Here is a 15,628-nt window from a genome sequence, read left to right on the forward strand (position 1 = left end):
GAAGATAGAAGAATGAAGAAGAAGTGGTTGTTAACTGGAAGCACGCTAGGAATTAGCGGTGCTATAATGCTGGCTACCGGATTTACGGTGTTTGCGGGAACCTCTGGTTATGATGATTACAAGGCTGCGCTGAAGAATACGGCGCAGAATCTGGAGAGTGTTACTGTCCAGGCGGAAGCTCGCCTTAAGGACAATGGCAGCCTGCTTAGCCAGGTGCAGAGCAATTTGAAGGCCAGCCTGCAGAATGAAGTGGTGAGCGGAACCGTCAAAATCGACGGCAGCGCTGGTTCGCAGAACATCAGCCTTTACAGTCAGCCGGATGGCCAAGTCTGGAAAAGTGATGCTTCCGATACTTACTATGTGAAGCAAGACCAAGCCGATAAGGATGATCAGACAGCGGGTAAGAAAACAAATGACGATGTTTGGTTCAGCAATCAGGGAGAGACGGTTATTGATGCGCTAATCGGGAACTTAAAGAATGAAATTACTTCTACTACCGGCAGTGACGGGTCCAAGAATATTTCACTTCAACTGGAAAGCGCGCAAATTCCGGCTGCCTTGCAGGCCCTGGCACCTATCGCCTTTAAACAACTGTCGGATCCTTCAGAACGAGGGGACCGTCCAGACAATGATTCGGTTGATATTCAAAGTGATCCCGAAGAACTGTTTCAACAAAGTCTGTTTAACATTAAGGAGATTGCTCTGACAGATGGTGTGCAAATTCAAAGCATCAGCCTGAATGCAGTGATTAATCCATCCAATGAAATTCAGCGCCAGCAATTTGAGATCACATTTACCGGACTGGACGCGAAGGGAGTATCCCATACCCTGACTGCCAACCTGGATGTCCAACTGTCCGGCATGAATGGAACAACTCCGGATACCATTGACTTGACCGGTAAGCATGTAGTGCAAGTAAAGGATGATCATGAAGACGGGCATCACGAATAACCCCGGCGGAGAATGACTATCCCATTGGATTGGAATACGGGCGGATTAAGGACATGACGTTCTTATCCGCTCTTCTTATAGCCACCTATATTAATAATTGCAGCAGAGAGGAGCGAACTATACATGTACGATTATATAATTGCTGTGATTCAAGGCATTGTCGAAGGAGTAACTGAATTTCTGCCGGTATCCTCCACAGGCCATTTAATACTTAGCGGTTCCCTTCTGGGATTCACCGGAGATAAAGCTGACACCTTTGAAATCATTATTCAACTGGGAGCCATTCTAGCCGTTGCAGTCATTTACTGGCGGAGGATTCTTGGTCTGCTAGGTCTGGTAAAAGCTGAATCCGGGAGCATGAACACAAATGGAGGGCGGAAATTGAATCTTATCCATATCATCCTGGCTTGTCTGCCCGCGATGGTGCTTGGACTCGTTCTTCATTCCTTCATCAAAACCTATCTGTTCTCTCCCTATACCGTGCTTGCTGGACTTGTGTTTGGAGGATTGTTTATGCTGTACGGCCAGAAGAGACAAATTGCGGTACTAGCGGAGAATATTGACCAGCTAACCTACAAGCAAGCCATTAAGATAGGTTTGTTCCAGTGTTTGGCCTTGTGGCCGGGCTTTTCCCGTTCCGGAGCAACAATCGCAGGGGGCTTGCTTGGGGGGGCAGGCTACAAAGCCGCAACTGATTTCTCCTTCCTTATTGCTATTCCGATGATGGTGGCAGCGAGTGGTTATGAACTTCTTAAGAGCTATCAAACCTTAACAGCGGCCGATGCCGGATTTTTCATCACCGGCTTTCTTGTAGCCTTTGTCGTTGCACTGCTGGCCGTAATTACATTCCTGAAGCTGCTGCAGCGGTTGAAGCTTGCACCCTTTGCTTATTACCGGTTTGTACTGGCTGCCGTATTTTTGATTTATCTGCTGGTTCGCTGATATCTCACTGGGTTTACAAAGGTTCTATCTCCAAATGTCGATAGGCTTGGCATCCCGGCTTTTACCGAGGGTGCTCAGCCCGTAGATATCTTCAAGGGTCCGCAACAATGAATAATGATTTGTTTTTACCGCTAGTGCACCTTTCTTAACATTAGCGCCGACGATGAATGTCGGTATTTTATTATGTTCGCTCATATCATCCTCATCCCAGGTTACAATGAGCAGACTGTTATGTTTAATGGCCCAGGCAGCATAGGAGGACAGATGATTCTTAAGCCACTGGTCCGCTGTTTTGACGCTGCCGTCATGCATATCATTATTCAGGCTCGGAATGACAAAAGAAACGGTCGGCAACTGATTGAAATCCTTGGGAAAATTGGATAACGGCATGTTGAGGCTGGCAGGCAAATTGGAGAAATTCACCCAGGGGTTATGTTTTCGTGCATATTTCGTCTTCAGATCATAAGGACCCGTATAGCCAACTTTAGGCAAGCCTTCGGAGTAGCCTCCAAATGTAAGTCCATGACGAATGAGCTCGGAAGCCAGATTAGCGCGGTGAATTGGAGCGTGGGAAAGGTCATCCGTAACCCCTTGATTAGAGCCGGAGAAGAGATCTAAATAGTTCGGCTGGCTTGGGTGTTCTATGGCATAATGGTTGGTAAGGCTCAAACCTTGTTTGGCCAGGCTGTTCATATACGGTGCAGATGGATTGTTTAGAATCTTGTGTGAGGAATGGTTTTCTTCGACTACAATGACGATATGCTCAATAGTTGGCTTAACAGCATTGGACTTATTCGCCGTCAGAGAAGTGGAAGCCAGCATAGCCGCACTGTCTGAAACGGGGTGGGCCGGAGAATTGACCCCTATTGTTATTAAAGCTATAGAAGCTATCATTAGTTTGGATTTGAACATTATCCTTACCTCTTTCGTATGTAAAATCTAGAGCATTTCTTATTCTACACTCTATTTATTAAAATTCTCTAAAGAATGAGAGCCGTTGTACAATTCAATCTGTCTGGACGGTTCAAGATATATCCAGACTAGTGTTCAGAGAACGGGAGAGATAACATTGAGCGCTTTATTCGAAGTACATTGCCGTAGGAACTGTCCGGTCAGCGGTTTAGCTAGGCGGTTTGCATAAGGGCAAATAGAAACAAGGCATTACCGGCACCCATAAGGGGTGCCGGTTTTTTCATTCTCAAGAAAGGTCATTTGTTTATCCGTTCATTATGAAAAAAAAGTAAAGATTGACATACTTAATAGTAATAATTACAATTAAACTCAATGTTAATAGTAATAATTACTATTAAAACTGCAATCCAATTCTAACCGCTTGGAAAGGAGTATATAAAACTTTCGGCATAGGGGTTCTGCCAGAAATCTTATCATTGCGAATTATCATTCTATGGAGGTATCAAATGAAAGAAAATCAAAAGAAACTCACAAACAAGCGAGCTTTTTCTTATGCAGCCTTGGTGTTGTCAGTGCTCTTATTGCTGGCCGGCTGTTCAACGGGTTCCAAGCAATCTGACCCTTCACCCGGCGCACAAAACACCAGCAAAGTGAAAGACGATTTAGTACTGGCCGTTGGTATCATGGATGGCGGACAGTTTGATCCTAAAAAAGGCTGGGGAATGACCCAAATCCGTCTGACCCATAGCTCACTGCTGGCTATCGACTCTGATCTCAACTTTATTGGGGATCTTGCAAAATCCTATACGATCAGTGAGGATGCACTAACATGGACCTTCCCGCTTCGCGAGGAAGCCAAATTCTCCAACGGGGAGCAGGTTACTCCGGAAGATGTCAAGTATACATACGAAATGCTCAAGGAAGACGGCATTAAATTCGATTTATCTTTCGTTAAGTCGATTGATGTATTAGAGAACAACACGATCGCTATTACGCTTAATGAACCGCGCTCTACCTTTGTAAGCCAGCTTACAGAGATCGGAATTGTGCCTAAGGCCCACTATGATGAACATTATTCCGAGAACCCGGTCGGTTCCGGCCCTTATAAGGTGGTTCAATACAATGAAGGACAGCAAGTTATCATGGAATACAATACGTACTGGTACGGCAAAGAGCCGCAGTTCAAAAAATTGACCTTCCTGCTTCTCGAAGAAGATGCCGCCCTTGCCGCCGCAAAAGCTGGAGAAGCCGACATTGTCTACGTTCCGCCGACTTTCGCAGAGCAAAAGGTAGAGGGAATGACCCTACGCAGCTATGAGAGTATTGATTCCCGCGGGATCATGCTGCCTGCAGTCCCTAGCGGCGGTAAAGGCTTGACCAATGGCAAGGAAGTGGAAACAGGTAATGATGTGACCTCAGATCTCGCTATCCGTCAGGCACTTAATGTTGGTCTGGACCGCCAGAAGCTACTGGATGTGGCACTTGATGGACATGGTAAAAAAGCATATTCCCTCGCCGATGGTTTGCCATGGTTTAACGAAAAAACCGTGATCGAGGACGGGAACATTGAAGCGGCAACCAAAATCCTCGCCGATAGCGGCTGGGTAGATACGAACAAGGACGGCATTGTGGAAAAAGACGGCCGCAAGGCTGAGTTTGACATGTATTTCAGCTCCAGTGACCAGCTTCGCAGTGACCTGTCCCTAGCTGCTGCAGATCAAGCGAGTGCTTTCGGCATCAAGATCAACCTCATCGGGGTTACATGGGATGAGATTTATCTTAAAGGCAAGACAGCAGCAGTGGCATGGGGAGGAGGTAGGCATCACCCTTACCAGCTGTATACGATGAATGCCTCAGACCAAATCGACAAGGGCATTGGCAATATGTCTAATTACCACAATCCCAAGGTGGATGAGTACCTGCATCAGGCGCTCACGTCTTCCTCACTCGAAGAGGCCAATAAATACTGGAAGCTTGCCCAATGGGATGGAGAAACGGGCTTCAGTGGCATCGGAGATGCTCCGATCGTTTGGCTGGTGCGCGTTGACCACTTGTATTTGGCCAATGAGAAGCTGGATCTTGGTAAACAGCCGATTCACTCGCACGGTCATGAGTGGGCATTATTCGGCAATGTAACCGAATGGACATGGGGTAAGTAGGAAGGGGAAATATTGTGGCCAAAAGCATCGTTATTCGCCTGATTCGCGTTGTAACCCTGCTGATCGGATTATCCATTCTGACCTTTTCACTTATTCATCTGTCTCCAATGGACCCGGTCAATGCCTATATCGGTGGGGACAGCTCAGCGTCGCCAGAGCAAATTGAAAAAATCAAACAATATTGGGGTGTAGACAAAAGCCCGGTGGAACAATACCTTGCTTGGGCAAAAGCATTGCTGCAAGGCAACTTTGGGATTTCAAAGCTGTATCGCAGCCCGGTCATCGACATTATCCAAAGCCGGTTTTTAACATCACTTGCTTTAATGGGGACAGCATGGATTTTATCGGGAGTCATCGGATATGTACTAGGAATGACTGCCGCAATGAACCGGGGCAAATGGATGGACAAGCTCATTAAATGGTACAGCTATACGCTGGTATCCACTCCAATCTTCTGGATGGGCCTCATTCTATTAATCGTATTTGCTGTCTGGCTTAAATGGTTTCCTGTGGGTTTGGCCATGCCGGCCGGGGTGATGGAAAGTGATGTGCGGTTCATCGACCGGATTCATCACTTTGTGCTGCCTGCTCTGACATTGAGCATTCTGGGAGTCGCCAATGTTGCGATGCACACCCGCGAGAAAATGATTGATATTCTAAACACAGAGTATGTCATTTTTGCCAGAGCAAGAGGGGAAAGCAAGTGGCAGATATTTAAAAATCATGGTGTTCGAAATTCGATCATTCCCGCGATTTCCCTGCAATTTGCCTACTTTGGCGAACTTTTTGGGGGCTCTATGCTGGCCGAGCAGGTATTTGCTTATCCCGGGCTGGGCAGCACCTTGACCACTGCAGGTTTAAAGGGGGACCTCCCGTTAATGGTGGGCATTATTCTGATTAGCTCCTTGTTTGTTTTTGCAGGGAATCTGATCGCCGACATTTTGAATAAGGTTGTAGATCCGCGCATGAAGGGGGAGGCCTGAGATGCTGACCATACCTGAAGGAATGAATGTACGCAAGAAAATGATTCTGCTGCTTGCGTTGTCTTCCGGCTTTCTGCTGGCCATATTGATTCTCAGCTTTTGGCTGAGCAATGACAATCTCCGATTGAGTGCGGCAAGCAAGAATCTTGCCCCAAATCTTCAATATATATTCGGTACAGACTGGCTCGGCAGAGATATGTTCACACGTACCCTCAAAGGACTGCGCCTCTCACTGGCGGTAGGAGCGTTCGCCTCCATCCTCAGTGTCATCATCGCTACTGTAATGGGGATTTGTGCGGCGACCTTTGGCAAGACAGTAGATGCCGTCATTTCCTGGTTAATTGATTTGTTTATCGGTATGCCTCATCTCGTGTTTATGGTTTTGATCTGCTTCATTGCAGGTGGTGGAATACAAGGCATCGTACTCGGTGTATCCCTTACGCATTGGACAGGGCTGGCAAGGGTAGTCCGTTCCGAAGTGCTGCAAATTAAAGGTGCGGAATACATTCAAATCTCTAAAAGCTATGGAAAATCAGCTTGGTATATCGCAACAAAACATATACTGCCTTCTATTTTCCCCCAAATTATGATTGGTTTTCTGCTGATGTTTCCGCATGTGATTTTGCATGAAGCCGCATTAACATTCCTGGGTTTCGGGCTTTCTCCTCAAACTCCGGCTATTGGGATCATATTATCTGAAGCGATGAACCATATTTCAACCGGCAAATGGTGGCTGGTGGTGTTTCCGGGACTGCTTCTGGTCGTAGTGGTTAAGAGCTTTGACAGTATCGGCGAACAGCTTCGTATTCTGATGGAGCCTGCCAGTTCCAATGAATAGAGGGATGGATAATGACTAATGTACAGAATAAACGGCTGTTGCAGGTTGAGAACCTGTCCATTGGCTTTTCACAATATGTGAAAGGTACGCAAAGACGGATGATCCAACCGATAACGGATATGCATGTGGACATTGATGAAGGTGAAATTGTTGCCGTGGTAGGAGCGAGCGGTTCAGGGAAAAGCCTGTTGGCACATGCTGTGCTGGGTATCTTGCCAGGCAATGCGATCAGCAGCGGAAGCATCTTATACCAGGGAGAAGAGTTGACGCAAAAGAGAAAGGAACAGCTCCGGGGCCGGGAGATCTCATTCATTCCACAGTCCGTCAATTATCTTGATCCTCTTATGCGAGTCGGGAAGCAGGTACAGATCGGGCTGGATCAGGCAACCGCACAGGCTAAGCAAGAAGAGCTATTCGCAAGGTATGACCTGAAAAAAAGTGATGGACGTCTGTTTCCGTTTGAATTATCGGGCGGGATGCTGCGCAGGGTGTTGTTCGCGACAAGTGTCAGAGAAGGGGTGAAGCTGGTTATTGCCGATGAGCCGACCCCCGGAATTCATCCGCAGGCACTCTCCGAAATCTTGCGGCAACTTAAGCAATTCGCTAAAGAGGGGGCCGGAGTAATGCTGATTACTCACGATATCATGTCGGCGCTGGAAATTGCTGACCGGGTGGCCGTGATCAAGGATGGAACAACAGTGGAAATCTCCGCCGTTTCGGCTTTTGAAGGCAAAGGGGAACGATTAAAAACCGATTACACCCGAAGGTTATGGCGGGCCTTGCCGCAGAATGATTTTGATTTGGAATTTAAGCGAGAGGAGGCGGAGTCATGTCTCTGATCGGAGAAAGCTTAGGTCATTATTATCAAAAAGACCGCTGGATTTTTAAAGAGATCAACCTGTCAGTAGCCCCGGGCGAGGTTCTTGGGTTATCAGGTTACAGCGGATGCGGAAAAACTACACTGTCCCGAATATTGGCCGGGTATATCCCCCCGCGTGAAGGGAAGGTAACGTCAGATCAGATAGACATGAAGGGGCCGGGATTTCGGCCTGTCCAGTTAATCTACCAGCATCCGGAAAAAGCGATTAACCCCAAGTGGCGTATGCGGGATGTTGTAACGGAGTCCTATACTCCTTCTCAGGACATTCTGGATGCTTTCGAAATCCGCAAGGAATGGATGGACCGTTGGCCGATTGAACTCTCAGGGGGAGAGAAGCAGCGCTTCTGCATCGTCCGTTCCCTGAATCCTGCCACCAAATATATTATTGCCGACGAGATGACCACAATGCTGGACGCTATTACACAGGCACAAATCTGGAACACTTTTCTCCGCATTTGTAAAAGCAGGGAAATTGGAGTTATTGTGGTCAGCCACGAGACCAGCCTTCTGAACCGGATATGCGATACGATCTATAAGGTGGGCAGCAGTTAAAAAAAGGAACATCTGTAAGGTCATTAGCCCTACGGATGTTCTTTTTTAGCCTGCATAGTTTTATAATGAGAATAATGCGGATGATCCGTTGTTATTGTATTATTCGATTCAAATACCAGCCAAAAATTATATGAATAAGGTTTACAATCCTAACATATCAAACTATGATTTAGCTTGAATATAGATGACAAATCTCATAGGAATTAATATTTACATCACACTAACGGAGGTCGCAAGTTGAAGACAAAAGAGATGGTATTTGCCGCATTATTTGCTGCACTAATAGGGGTATTAGGTATGATTCCACCGATTCCGCTAGGGTTTATCCCGGTGCCCATTACCGCACAAACACTTGGTGTCATGCTGGCGGGAAGTTTTTTAGGTAAGAAGACAGGAAGTCTTAGCCTGATTTTATTTATCGTGTTAGTCGCTCTGGGTTTACCTTTATTATCCGGAGGACGTGGAGGTTTCTCTGCATTAGTCGGGCCGTCAGCCGGTTACATTTTAAGCTGGCCCGTAGCTGCATTTTGTATCGGATATGCGACAGAAAAAGTCTGGTCCAATGTAAAAACATGGAAAGTTATCGTCATTAACTTAGTTTTTGGTGTGATGCTTGTTAGTTTGATCGGTGCGCCGGTTATGGCTTTGATTACACATACCTCTATTTGGGCCGGTCTTGTGGGAGCAACCGCATTTTTGCCGGGGGATTGTATTAAAGCGGTCATAGCTGCTATTATAGCGCTACAATTAAAAGCCGTCAGTCCAATCGAAGAGAAGTGATAAAAGATGAATCTGATTGAACCCTTACTGCGTTATGCAGAGCACCAGCCCGACCATATCGCTTTAACCGATGGCGAAGAGAGCCGTACTTATTGGTCATTGGTACAGCGTATGACTACAATTGCACAGGGTATACGGCAAAATGGCCTTCACCATGATAAGATTGCCATTTTATCTGCGAACCGCATTGAATTTGTAGAGGTGTTTTTAGGAGCTATTTATGCCGGGTGTGTTCCCATCCCTTTGGATCCCAAATGGAGTATAAATCAAGTGAACGCTGTTCTACAGCAATGTCAGCCGAAAATGATTTTTGCAGAGACCCATTTGGCAAAGATTCTAGACTTACAGGACACGGCAATTCAACTTCTAACTTTTTCTGATCAGGACATGGGTTCAGGTTCTTATGACAGCTGGTTGCTCACTCTCAAGCCGGAAGCTGAAATGGATGAATCGAATGAATTATTGTTTATCGGCTTTACTTCAGGCACAACAGGAACACCTAAGGGGTATATGCGCACCCACTTGTCGTGGATTCAGAGCTTCGAGGCGACCAAAGAGGCTTTCCTGCTAAACCGCATAGAGCATATGTTAGCTCCAGGCCCCTTTGTTCATTCCTTGTCTTTATTCGCGGTAATGCAGAGCCTATACAGCGGTGCAACCTTTCATATCGTAAAAGAGTTCGATGCCGGCAAGGTTCTACAGTTGTGTAAACAGAATCCCGATGTTATTTTGTTCGTCGTGCCGACGATGATTGAAGCACTGCTCCAGCAGAAGGATAAATTTGGTCAGACACAAATCCAGGCATTAATCAGCTCAGGCGGGAAATGGTCAGAGAGGTCTAAGAATAGGTGCAGGGAGATATTCGGCACAGCGAAGCTATATGAATTTTATGGCTCATCTGAAGCTAGTTATATCAGTTACCTGGATGTTCATGCCGACAACAAGCCGGATTCAGTAGGCAAACCCTTTTCTGGTGTACAGATATCAATTCGTGATGAGCATCTTCAGGAGGTAACCCCAGGGGGCATCGGGCAGCTTTATATTCGGAGTGATATGATGTTTACCGGGTATTATCATTTGCCGGAAGAGACTTCAGCGGTTTTTCGTGACGGATGGCTGATCATCGGAGACTTTATGTATATGGATCAGGATGGATATTTGTATTTGGCTGGCCGCTCAAAAAACATGATGGTTTCCGGTGGCCTTAATGTTTTCCCGGAAGAAGTAGAGTCTGTGCTGCAGCAGATGCCGGAAATTCAAGAAGTGATGGTACTGGGAGTACAGGATGCCTATTGGGGTGAACAGGTGACAGCACTTGTGAAGTGGAGCGGACAAACGCGTTTATCTGTAGAACAAATCAAGGATTACTGCTGCCGGCAAATTGCGAACTACAAGGCCCCAAAACAGCTCATCACGGTAGAGCAGTTCATTTATACAAGTAGCGGAAAAATTGCCCGGCAGGCAATGAAAGACTACGCGAAAAGATGGATGTTATGATAGAGGCTGTAATTGTGATCGCTAAACGGACGCCCATTGGCAGGATCGGCGGAGTGTTAAGTGCTCTTGAGCCGGAAGCATTATTAGCACCGCTTATTCAGCATATTGTCGCAGAAACGAATGTGCCGAAGGAATTCATTGATGATGTCATCATTGGCAATGTAGTAGGTCCAGGCGGCAACATCGCACGGCTTTCTGCTCTGGAAGCAGGACTGCCAGTGACGGTCCCGGGTGTCACGGTTGACCGGCAGTGTGGTTCTGGTCTGGAGGCAGTCAATCTTGCGGCAAGGCTGATTCAAAGTGGTGCTGGCGAGATTTATTTGGCTGGTGGAGTTGAGAGTACGAGCCGTGCCCCTTGGAAAATGACCAAACCTCAAACGCTAACGGGTGCACCGCAGCTATATACACGGGCCCGTTTCACTCCCAGTGCCTACGGCGACCCGGATATGGGCATCGCAGCCGAGAATGTCGCCCGTAAATACGCGATTTCCCGGGAAGAACAGGACCGTTATGCTTTGAAAAGCCATCAAAAAGCCATTCATTCGCAGCAAACCGGCCGATTTCTGCAAGAGATCGTTCCTGTACAAGCGAATGGCGGATGGGTTACCCTAGATGAATGCCCCAGAGCCAATACTAGCCTGGAAAAGCTGCCGCAGCTGCCGCCAATCTTTCTGGAACAGGGTACGGTAACGGCTGGCAATGCATGTCCTCTGAATGATGGAGCGGCTCTGGTTCTGATGATGTCCCGCGAGAAATGCCGGGAGCTTCAACTAAAGCCTATTTTGCGTGTCGTTGATGCCCAAGCGGCAGGCGTTGATCCCAATTATTTAGGTATGGGGCCTGTTCCAGCTGTTCAAAAGGTGCTTAACCGCCAGCACCTGAGTGTTGCCGATTTGGATATCGTGGAGTTTAACGAAGCTTTTGCCTCACAAGTATTAGCTTCACTACAGGAGCTTCAGATTCCGCAGGAAAAGGTGAATCGTGGAGGCGGAGCACTGGCCATTGGCCATCCTTACGGTGCTTCCGGCGGCATCTTGATTACACGGTTATGCACGGAGATGTTATATAAACCTTATAAACGGGGGCTGGCCACACTAGGCATTGGTGGCGGGATAGGTCTGGCCACGCTGGTGGAGGCGGTCCAATGAATACAGTCCGGCATCAGGTTCATATCACTGCGGAGTGGATTTCTGACTATGCTCAAAGTATCGGAGCTCCCTTGCAAATGATAAAAGGTGATCTGATCGCACCTGCCACAATGCCGATTATTTTCTGGCAGTTCTTCGATATTCCCTGGTTGCAGACGGATGTCCCCTTAATTCACGGCACACAGCATTTTACCTACCAGGAACCAATTACCGCAGGGATGATCCTGGATTGTGAATTATCCTTAACGAGGATGGATAAGAAAGAAGTTAGACAGGAACGGATGACCTTTTATTACCACACGCTTATTTATACCTGTGGCGGTAATCTCATAGGGACGGCAGATACCATATTAATCCGGGCAGGTGATTAAGATTAAGAAACGTATAACTGCCGAGGCTGTCCGGCAATATGGTGCTGTCTCTAAAGATACGGCTGCCATTCATCTGAATGCCGAAGCTGCTGTTAAGGCTGGCTATAAGCGGCCTATAGCGCATGGTATGTATATCATGGGGCTGGCACAATCGTTATATCTAACCGATCATCCAGCACAGTGGATTACAACGTATAGCATGAAATTTCATAAACCGCTTGTAGTAGATACAGATGTGGTGTTTCACTTTGAGCCTAGCGACGGTCATATCGAAGTGAAAGTCACATTAGAATCTGGTGATGTGATTGCTTCAGGTACCTTTTCAGTGAAAGAGATGAAGTGATGGATAAAGTAGCCGTAATTACAGGAGCCACCAGAGGGATTGGGCGCAGCATCGCCTTAAAGCTTGGCCAATCCGGTTATCAAGTGATTGTCAACGGGACAAAGCAGGCGCTAATCGACGAGGTTGTGCAGGAGATTCACCGGACAGGCGGCGAGGCGCTGGGGATTTGTGCCAATGTCGCAGATCCGCTTGAGGTCACTGCGATGGTGGATGCTGTCATCGCTAAGTATGGCCGTATAGATGTATTGATACATAACGCCGGTAATTTGCATGACCAGCAATGTCTGCATATGACGGATGAAGAATGGAATTCGGTGCTGGATGTGCATCTGAATGGAGCTTTTTATAGCATTCGCCGGGCACTGCCTCATATGCAAAATCATGGCGGAGACATTCTTCTGATGACCTCCACTGCCGGATTAACAGGTTCGATTAAGCAGGTGAATTACAGTGCGGCCAAAGCTGGAATGCTTGGAATGATGTGGACGCTCGCAGCCGAACTAAAGCGCAACGGTATTAGGGTAAATGCCATTGCGCCTGCTGCCTTAACGGATATGACCCGGCCTGTCATCCAGCATATGAAGGAAAAGTACGCCAGCCGCAAAGAGCCGTTCCCGGAGTTCTGGCAGGTGGGGGAAGCAGATGATATTGCCCGGTTCGCAGCCGCATTGCTGGAACAGCCGGATATTGAGTTAACAGGTGAAATATTTGGTGTGAATGGTTCGAAGGTAACGAAGTGGCAAAAGCCGGAGCCTGCTTTTACCGAAACCGGCATAGAGGCATTTTTCAAAACATGGCGGCAACAGAAGGGTAGTCATTAAATGCTGACATTCGATCACGTTCATTTTTATTATAAAAAAGGGCAGCCCGTCATAGAGGATTTAAGCTTTACGATTGAGACGGGGGAGTTCGTGGCAATTGTCGGGGCGAATGGCTGCGGCAAGTCTACAATTGCCAAGCTAATGGATGGATTGCTGCTTCCAAAACAAGGGGATGTAACCTTTCAGGATCTAAACACCTCCAGACCCGCAGACCTTAGGATGATCCATGAGCAGATAGGGTTTGTATTCCAGAATCCGGAGGACCAATTCATTACTACAACGGTGATGGATGAAGTGATCTTTGGATTGGAAAACATTCGTGTGCCAAGGGAAGAAATACGCTGCCGGTTGGATCAAGCCCTACAGGCTGTGCAAATGGAGAATTATTTGGAGTCGATGCCCCATCAGCTCTCAGGCGGTCAAAAGCAACGGGTAGCTATTGCCGCCATCCTGGCTATGCAGCCCCGGATTATTATTTTTGACGAAGCTACTTCCATGCTTGATCCGCAGGGGAGGGAGCAAGTGCTTTCGATCATGCAGGAGCTGCACCGCCAAGGCATGACCATTATCCACATCACCCATCATATGGAGGAAGTGCTGGCTGCGGGGCGTATTTTACTCATGGATAAGGGGCGTCTTGTATTTGATGGAGATCCGGTTTCTTTTTTTGAAACGGTGCCCGTTGAAGACTACCAATTAGAACTTCCTTTTGCGGTTCGAGTATATCGAATGCTGCATCCGGACATGCCGCTAACGGTAGATTGGAAGGAGATGATCCGCTCACAATGGTCTACCATCTAAACAATCTAAGCGTGAGTTATGCCGATCGGGCAGCTCTGCAAAATGTCAGCTGCACGATTCAAGAAGGCAAGTGGATCTCTGTCATTGGCCATACAGGCGCCGGCAAGTCTACATTTGTCAAAGTGCTGAAGGGGCTGATTCCGGACATTGCCGGAGAGTATTTGATTAATGATCATCCCATTCCCAAGGACCGTAAAGGACAACTAAAAGCTCTACCTGATATAGGCTACGTGTTTCAATATCCCGAGCATCAATTATTTGAATCGACGGTGTACAAGGAGCTTGCCTTTGCTCCTAAGCTGCGTGGGGATACGCCTCAGCAGATAAAGAAGTCAATAGAAATCATTCTTTCGCAAGTAGGTCTGACAGAAGATATCCTGCCATTGGTTCCATTTCAGCTAAGCGGGGGGCAAAAGCGCCGTGTGGCTATCGCTTCCGTATTGATGATGGATCCGAAGCTGCTTATTCTGGATGAACCGACAGCAGGTCTCGACCCAGTTAGCCATGCCGCAGTGCTTCAGCTGCTAAGTAAATGGCAGCAGCAAGGTAATCGCACCGTTCTCTTCGTATCCCATCAAATGAACGATGTTGCCGAATACTCGGATGAAGTCATGGTATTTCACGAGGGGCAACTCATGGGGCATTATGAGACCGGCACTTTATTTCTGAACCAAGCAGAATTGCTGGAACAACTCGGTTTATCACTGCCGGAGCCTGTGCAACTGTTAAAGATAGTTGAGGAAATGTCCGGTGAGATAATTGAAGTGGCGAGCTGCAGAGAGCAGGATATATTCGCAAAAGTGCTGCCCATCTGGCAGGCAAGGAGACTCTAAATGTCTAATACCCTGTTAATGGGACAATATTTGGAGACGCACTCCATATTTCACCGTCTGGACCCGCGGACAAAACTTGTGAGCATGATTATTATCATGCTGAGCTTCCTAATGCTGGACACGTTCGTCAGCTACGTTGTCGCAACCCTTTTTTTGGCCGGGATTATGTGGTTATCCAAAATCCCGTTACAGGTCTTTTGGAGAGGCTTGAAGCCGGTCTTGTTTATTTTGATGTTTACTTTTCTCTATAATGCCTTATCCACGAAGGGTAATATCATTTGGTCCTGGTCCGTTATAGAGGTGACAGAAGAGGGACTGCTGAACGGGTTACGTTTCGTTTGGCGTATTGTCTTAATCATCTTGCTGGCTTCTATTTTAACGTTAACTACAAAACCGCTGACCTTAACCCATGGGCTGGAGAAATTACTGGCCCCTTTATCCAAACTCAATGTGCCGGTGGAGCAGTTTTCACTAATGATTGTGATTGCGATCCGGTTTATCCCAACGATTATGCAAGAGCTTGATCGGATTCTCCTGGCCCAGAAGGCCAGAGATTATGATATTACCACCTTAAAGCTGCCAAAACGTATATTTGCCTATATTCCGATTCTCGTGCCTTTGCTTCTAACGGTGATTCAACGTGCCGAACAATTGACTCATGCCATTGATGCGCGTGCTTATGGGAATGGGAAAGGGAGAACTTCCTATAAGCAATTGACATTCCAGCGTGTCGATTATCAAGCAGGGGGAGCAGTTATTCTATTGACCGTGATCCTGCTGCTGTTGAAAATTTGGGGATTTTAAGTGGATAGAAGGA

17 protein-coding genes are annotated in these 15,628 nt (G+C 47.1%); 16 read left to right on the top strand and 1 reads right to left on the bottom strand.

Annotated features, from left to right (window positions below):
- Positions 1-12: 12 nt before the first annotated feature.
- Complete coding sequence (locus tag ACAN56_RS33795) at positions 13-951, top strand: hypothetical protein (RefSeq protein ID WP_038591758.1); 939 nt, start codon at positions 13-15, stop codon at positions 949-951.
- A gap of 123 nt (positions 952-1,074) precedes the next feature.
- A complete protein-coding gene (locus ACAN56_RS33800) occupies positions 1,075-1,893 on the top strand; it encodes an undecaprenyl-diphosphate phosphatase (RefSeq protein WP_379148278.1) in 819 nt (272 codons plus the stop codon).
- Positions 1,894-1,917: 24 nt separating this feature from the next.
- Here the strand turns inward: ACAN56_RS33800 and ACAN56_RS33805 are convergent, their stop codons facing one another.
- Positions 1,918-2,805, bottom strand: a complete 888-nt coding sequence (locus tag ACAN56_RS33805) for an alkaline phosphatase family protein (protein WP_038591764.1) — start codon at positions 2,803-2,805, stop codon at positions 1,918-1,920.
- Positions 2,806-3,311: 506 nt separating this feature from the next.
- On the opposite strand from ACAN56_RS33805, the gene ACAN56_RS33810 reads away from it, so the two are divergent.
- The 14 genes from ACAN56_RS33810 to ACAN56_RS33875 all read left to right on the top strand — a co-directional run bounded on the left by ACAN56_RS33810 (position 3,312) and on the right by ACAN56_RS33875 (position 15,615).
- A complete protein-coding gene (locus ACAN56_RS33810) occupies positions 3,312-4,964 on the top strand; it encodes an ABC transporter substrate-binding protein (protein ID WP_052092072.1) in 1,653 nt (550 codons plus the stop codon).
- Between the two features lie 14 nt (positions 4,965-4,978).
- Complete coding sequence (locus ACAN56_RS33815) at positions 4,979-5,947, top strand: ABC transporter permease (RefSeq protein ID WP_038591767.1); 969 nt, start codon at positions 4,979-4,981, stop codon at positions 5,945-5,947.
- 1 nt (position 5,948) lies between these two features.
- Positions 5,949-6,785, top strand: coding sequence for an ABC transporter permease (locus ACAN56_RS33820; RefSeq protein ID WP_038591770.1), 837 nt, complete (start codon positions 5,949-5,951; stop codon positions 6,783-6,785).
- 11 nt (positions 6,786-6,796) lie between these two features.
- On the top strand, positions 6,797-7,624 hold the full coding sequence (locus ACAN56_RS33825; RefSeq protein WP_038591774.1) for an ATP-binding cassette domain-containing protein: 828 nt from the start codon (positions 6,797-6,799) through the stop codon (positions 7,622-7,624).
- Complete coding sequence (locus ACAN56_RS33830) at positions 7,615-8,217, top strand: ABC transporter ATP-binding protein (protein WP_038591777.1); 603 nt, start codon at positions 7,615-7,617, stop codon at positions 8,215-8,217. The genes ACAN56_RS33825 and ACAN56_RS33830 overlap by 10 nt, the downstream gene beginning before the upstream one ends.
- Positions 8,218-8,454: 237 nt before the next feature.
- Complete coding sequence (locus ACAN56_RS33835) at positions 8,455-8,997, top strand: biotin transporter BioY (RefSeq protein ID WP_038591779.1); 543 nt, start codon at positions 8,455-8,457, stop codon at positions 8,995-8,997.
- Positions 8,998-9,003: 6 nt separating this feature from the next.
- Positions 9,004-10,494, top strand: coding sequence for an AMP-binding protein (locus ACAN56_RS33840; protein ID WP_379148285.1), 1,491 nt, complete (start codon positions 9,004-9,006; stop codon positions 10,492-10,494).
- Complete coding sequence (locus tag ACAN56_RS33845) at positions 10,491-11,642, top strand: thiolase family protein (protein WP_379148288.1); 1,152 nt, start codon at positions 10,491-10,493, stop codon at positions 11,640-11,642. The genes ACAN56_RS33840 and ACAN56_RS33845 overlap by 4 nt, the downstream gene beginning before the upstream one ends.
- Positions 11,639-12,013 carry an FAS1-like dehydratase domain-containing protein gene (locus ACAN56_RS33850; protein WP_379148291.1) on the top strand — a complete coding sequence of 125 codons (375 nt, stop codon included), beginning with the start codon at positions 11,639-11,641 and terminating at the stop codon, positions 12,011-12,013. Before ACAN56_RS33845 ends, ACAN56_RS33850 begins: the two co-directional genes overlap by 4 nt.
- Positions 12,006-12,356: a MaoC family dehydratase gene (locus tag ACAN56_RS33855; protein WP_052092073.1), complete on the top strand. Its 351-nt coding sequence runs from the start codon at positions 12,006-12,008 to the stop codon at positions 12,354-12,356. Before ACAN56_RS33850 ends, ACAN56_RS33855 begins: the two co-directional genes overlap by 8 nt.
- The gene (locus tag ACAN56_RS33860; protein ID WP_379148295.1) at positions 12,356-13,177 is read left to right on the top strand and encodes an SDR family NAD(P)-dependent oxidoreductase; all 822 of its coding nucleotides are present in this window, start codon (positions 12,356-12,358) and stop codon (positions 13,175-13,177) included. The genes ACAN56_RS33855 and ACAN56_RS33860 overlap by 1 nt, the downstream gene beginning before the upstream one ends.
- Positions 13,178-13,978: an energy-coupling factor transporter ATPase gene (locus ACAN56_RS33865; protein ID WP_038591791.1), complete on the top strand. Its 801-nt coding sequence runs from the start codon at positions 13,178-13,180 to the stop codon at positions 13,976-13,978.
- On the top strand, positions 13,963-14,811 hold the full coding sequence (locus tag ACAN56_RS33870; RefSeq protein WP_379148298.1) for an ATP-binding cassette domain-containing protein: 849 nt from the start codon (positions 13,963-13,965) through the stop codon (positions 14,809-14,811). Before ACAN56_RS33865 ends, ACAN56_RS33870 begins: the two co-directional genes overlap by 16 nt.
- The gene (locus ACAN56_RS33875; protein WP_379148301.1) at positions 14,812-15,615 is read left to right on the top strand and encodes an energy-coupling factor transporter transmembrane component T family protein; all 804 of its coding nucleotides are present in this window, start codon (positions 14,812-14,814) and stop codon (positions 15,613-15,615) included.
- Positions 15,616-15,628 lie beyond the last annotated feature (13 nt).

It is taken from the genome of Paenibacillus paludis, from assembly GCF_042610515.1.
In the GTDB taxonomy this organism is placed as follows: Bacteria; Bacillota; Bacilli; order Paenibacillales; family Paenibacillaceae; genus Paenibacillus_AQ.